The sequence below is a fragment of the Bradyrhizobium sp. genome (assembly GCF_019242285.1).
Classification (GTDB): domain Bacteria; phylum Pseudomonadota; class Alphaproteobacteria; order Rhizobiales; family Xanthobacteraceae; genus Bradyrhizobium.
Genome location: NZ_JAFAVV010000642.1, coordinates 1 through 4360, shown reverse-complemented (window position 1 = coordinate 4360; position 4360 = coordinate 1). Strand labels below are relative to the sequence as shown.

General features: G+C 66.1%; 4 protein-coding genes. 2 read left to right on the top strand and 2 right to left on the bottom strand.

Annotation, left to right across the window (positions count from 1 at the left end; genetic code table 11):
* Positions 1 to 56 precede the first annotated feature (56 nt).
* On the bottom strand, positions 57 to 962 hold the full coding sequence (locus tag JOY90_RS26095; protein ID WP_291693984.1) for an ABC transporter permease: 906 nt from the start codon (positions 960 to 962) through the stop codon (positions 57 to 59).
* 27 nt (positions 963 to 989) lie between these two features.
* A complete protein-coding gene (locus tag JOY90_RS26090; protein ID WP_291693985.1) occupies positions 990 to 2081 on the bottom strand; it encodes an ABC transporter ATP-binding protein in 1092 nt (363 codons plus the stop codon).
* A gap of 343 nt (positions 2082 to 2424) precedes the next feature.
* Here JOY90_RS26090 and JOY90_RS26085 point away from each other — a divergent pair, with 343 nt between their 5' ends.
* Both JOY90_RS26085 and JOY90_RS26080 read left to right on the top strand, forming a co-directional pair.
* Positions 2425 to 3441, top strand: a complete 1017-nt coding sequence (locus JOY90_RS26085) for a GntR family transcriptional regulator (protein WP_291693983.1) — start codon at positions 2425 to 2427, stop codon at positions 3439 to 3441.
* A gap of 152 nt (positions 3442 to 3593) precedes the next feature.
* A partial coding sequence (locus tag JOY90_RS26080) for an ABC transporter substrate-binding protein (RefSeq protein ID WP_291693982.1) occupies positions 3594 to 4360 on the top strand: 767 nt, incomplete at its 3' end.

The following is a 4360-nucleotide window of genomic DNA, read 5'->3' as shown; positions in this document are numbered from 1 at the left end:
GATGAACAGCGCGGTGTAGGTCGCCAGCAGCGGCTTGATCACGGGCGCCTGCATGATCAGAGCTCCCGCCTGAGATCGACGACGCGCAGGAAGGCCGCCACCACCACGCCCATCAGCACGGTCAGGATCACGCCGACGACGGCGGCGAAGGCCCATTTCAGGGACCCGACCTGGGTGACGATGATGTTGCCAAGCATGTTCACCTTGCGCCCGGACAGCGCCGACGCGGTGGCGAACTCGCCGAGCACCATCACCGAAACGAAGATCGCCCCGACGATGACGCCGGGCATCGAGAGCGGCAGGATGATGGTGCGGAAGATGCGGAAGAAGCCGGCGCCGAGATCGCGCGCCGCCTCGATCACGTTGGGATCGATGCGGCCGAGCATGAAGGCGATCGGGCCGACCATGAAGACGCAGTAGATCTGCGTCATGCCGATGATCACCGAGAGCTCGGTGAACAGCAGCGCGTCGATCGGCGCCGAGGTGACGTGCAGCGCCTGCAGGATGATGTTGATCGCCCCCTCCTTGCCGAGCATCGGCCGCCAGGCCAGCACGCGGATCAAGAACGAAGTCCAGAACGGGATGACGCAGAGCACCAGCAGCGCGTTCGCGAGCGTCTTGTTGCGGACGAACAGGCCGACGAACAGCGCGGTCGGATAGCCGACCAGGAACGTGGTGCAGAGCACGATCAGCCAGATGCGGATGGTGGTCCAGAGCGCGCCGAGATAGGTGTCGCTGCCGAAGAAGGCCTGCCAGCTCCGCATGGTCAAGACCGGCTCGATCTTGAACGTGGTCTGCGTCCAGAACGAGACGTAGACGATCATGAGGATGGGGACGACGAGGAACAGCGCCATCCACACGACGCCCGGCGCGATCAGCCAGTAGGCCGACCAGGTGCGGCGGCGGCGCGTCGGTGCCGGCACGGCAGCCTCCTCGACCGCGGTGGAGGACAGCACGGTCATGCGCGGCCCCGGTCGCGAAAAGGGCTGTCAGCCGAAAACCAGCGCATGGCCCGCCTTCCAGCTCAGGGTGTAATTTGCGTTGACGGCGAGGTCCTGCACCGTGCGATGGCTGAGATGGTTCTCCACCTCGACGATCGACCCGCCGGGCACCTCGAAGAAGTACATCATCGCGGCGCCGGTATATTCGCTCGCGAGAAAGCGGCCGCTGATGCTGACCTCGTCGGCATCCGGCTCGGCATCCGCACCATGGATCAGGATCATGTCCTGGCGGATGGCGTAGGCCGGCTCGGCGCTGCTATGGACCGCCGACGCGATCCTGAAGCGGTGGTCGCCGGCGGTGAACAAATCCGCGTCGATGTGGCCTCCGAACAGATTATAGCAGTTCAGCGACTTCGCGACACTCGGCGTCGCGGGACGGTTGAACACGTCGTCGGGTGACGAGAACTGTGCGATCCGGCCGCGATCGAGCACGATCACGCGGTCGCCCATCGCGAGCGCCTCCGCCTCGCTGCCGGTGACGTGCAGGAAGGTAACGCCGAGCCGCTCGCGGATGCGCCGCAGCTCGTCGCGCATGCGCGTGCGCAGATTGGCATCGAGCGCGCCGAGCGGCTCGTCGAGCAGCACGAGCTTCGGCTCCGTCACCAGCGTGCGGGCCAGCGCCACGCGCTGGCGCTGGCCGCCGGAGATCTGGGCGACGCCGCGCCCCTCGAGACCGGAAAGGCCCGTGAGCTCGACCATTTTGCGCACACGATCCCGCACCTCGCCCTGCGCCAGCGGCGCACCGCTCGCGCGATTCTTCAGGCCGAAGGCGATGTTCTCGTAGACAGACAGATGCGGAAACAGCGCGAAATTCTGAAAGACGAAACCGATGCCGCGCTCATAGGCCGGCACGCCGATCATCGGCCGCCCGGCAAAGCTGATCGCGCCGGCATCCGGATCCTCGAAGCCTGCGATCAGCCGCAGCAGCGTGGTCTTGCCCGAGCCGCTCGCGCCGAGCAGCGAGACGTAACCGTCATCCGGAATCGAAAGGCTGATGCCGTCCAGCGCGGCGACGTCGCCGTAACGCTTGCTCAACCCGACGATCTGCAGGACTCCGCTACCCACTGACGCACCCGCCATCTCACCCTGGCCAAGCTTAGATAATTGGCTTTTGTGTTCAAGGTCAATCTCTATGCACGATGATGAAAAGATTTGCGGCACTGCACCAGGAAGCCGTTCCCTTGATACCATCGGTCGTCGCGCCAAAGCATGCAGAGGAAGATGCGGAAATGCTCGCAAATATTGAGAAAGTCAGCGATCGGATGAGCGCATGGGCGCGTCACCGACCACCCATCGGCGCTTCGGCGTCACCCTTGCAGGGCCTGGGAAAATCGCCGATATAGTCATTTATGTATACAAAAGCCGTTATTGCCTTGACCGGCATCGTCCGTCGGCTCCCGCGCTCAACCGGCGCAGGTGCGCGATGAAGCGGCCCGCCAGCACCGGACCGGCATCGCGGCGCTACGAGATGGTCGAGGAAGTGCTGCGCGCCAACATTCTCGGCGGCCACATTCCGCGCGGCCTCGTGCTGCTCGAAGGCCCGATCGCATCGCTGATGCAGACCAGCCGCGCCCCGGTGCAGACCGCGCTGCAGCGGCTGGAGGCGCAGGGCCTGGTGCGGCGCTTCGATGGCCGCGGAATGATGGTGGCGCGGCCCGGCGAACGGGTCGAACCGAAGCGGCGCGACCTGCGCGAGATCGGGCTGCACATTCCCAAGACGATCGACGATGCGCTGCAGAGCCGCGCCTCCTGGGAGCGCATCTATGAGACGGTCGAAAGCGACGTCGCGGCCTGCCTGGTGTTCGGCCGCTACCGGCTGATCGAGGCCGAGCTCGCCGCGCATTTCAACGTCAGCCGCACCGTGGTGCGCGACGTGCTGGGCCGGCTCGAGGAGCGCGGCCTGGTCGAGAAGAACCAGAGCTCGCACTGGATCGCGGGGCCGCTGACCGCGCAATCGATCCGCGAGCATTTTGCGCTCCGCCGCATCCTGGAGCCGCAGGCGCTGATGAGCGCCGCGCCGCAGCTCGACCGCACGCGCCTCGCGGAATTGTTCGAGCGCTTCCGGCAGGCCGAGGCCGCCTTCGACAAGGGCGACGACATCGTGGCGCGCGATCTCGAGGCGTTCGAGACGCAGTTGATCGACACCTGCGTGCTGGCGACGCCCAACGACCGGCTGCGCGAGCAGATCCGCCACAACGTGCTGCCGGTGCTGGCGGCCGAGCGAATCCTGCGCCAGCTCGGCCTGCCCGGCGACAAGACCGCGATCGTCGAGCACCGGCTGATCGTCGAGCTGCTGCTGCGCGACGCCGTGCCGGCCGCCGCCGCCATGCTGGAATCGCACCTCGCTGCCGCCGAACGCCGCAGCATCGCCCAGATCAAGATCGTCGCGGTATTGCCGGAGCCGCAGACCATCGCGCCCTACCTGACGCGGTTGGAATGACAGGTCCATGAATTCGACACGACGCGTCCAGCCGGGCGCGGACCACGGTGAGGTAAAAGCCAGCGCCCGCCTTGCAGCGACGCTCCTCCCATGTACAATCGTGCTAACAGGTCCGGCATTCAGCGGTCAGGACCGCAAGGGGGAGGATTTTCATGCGTCGTAACGTCATCGCAGCCCTCGCGCTCATGTTGTGGGGAGCGGGCCTCACCCCGACCGCGGTCGCGCAGCAGCCGGTGAAGCTCGGTGTCCTCAACGACCAGACGGGACTCTATGCGGATCTGACCGGCATGGGCTCGGTCCACGCCGCACGCATGGCGGTTGAGGATTACGGCGGCAAGGTGCTGGGCCGGCCGATCGAAGTCATCTTCGCCGACCACCAGAACAAGCCCGACATCGGCGCCAACATCGCGCGGCAATGGATCGAGACCGAGGGCGTCAACGTCATCCTCGACATTCCCAATTCGGCCGTGGGGCTCGCCGTGCGCGAGGTGACGCGCACACACGACGCCATCGACATCAACACCGGCGCTGCCACCTCGGATCTCTCCGGGAAGGCCTGTTCCCCGCACGGCGTGCACTGGAGCTTCGACACCTACGGCCTTGCGGCGACGATTGGCCAGGCGTTGGTGAAGCAGGGCGGGAACACCTGGTTTTTCATCACCGCCGACTACGCATTCGGACATGCCCTCGAGCGCGACACGTCAGCGTTCGTCACGGCCGCCGGCGGCAAGGTGGTCGGGGCCGTGCGGCATCCGATCAACACCGCCGACTTCTCGTCTTATCTGCTGCAGGCGCAGGCCTCGAAGGCGAAGATCGTCGCTCTCTCGAACGCCGGCGGCGACACCATCAACGCGATCAAACAGGCCGCGGAATTCGGCCTCGGCCGCAGCGACGACCAGCGGGTGGCGGCGCTGCTGCT

Coding starts and splice junctions, on each gene's coding strand:
- JOY90_RS26085 (WP_291693983.1), top strand. CDS start 2,425: ATGAAGCGGCCCGCCAGCACCGGACCGGCATCGCGGCGCTACGAGATG.
- JOY90_RS26090 (WP_291693985.1), bottom strand. CDS start 2,081: ATGGCGGGTGCGTCAGTGGGTAGCGGAGTCCTGCAGATCGTCGGGTTG.
- JOY90_RS26095 (WP_291693984.1), bottom strand. CDS start 962: ATGACCGTGCTGTCCTCCACCGCGGTCGAGGAGGCTGCCGTGCCGGCA.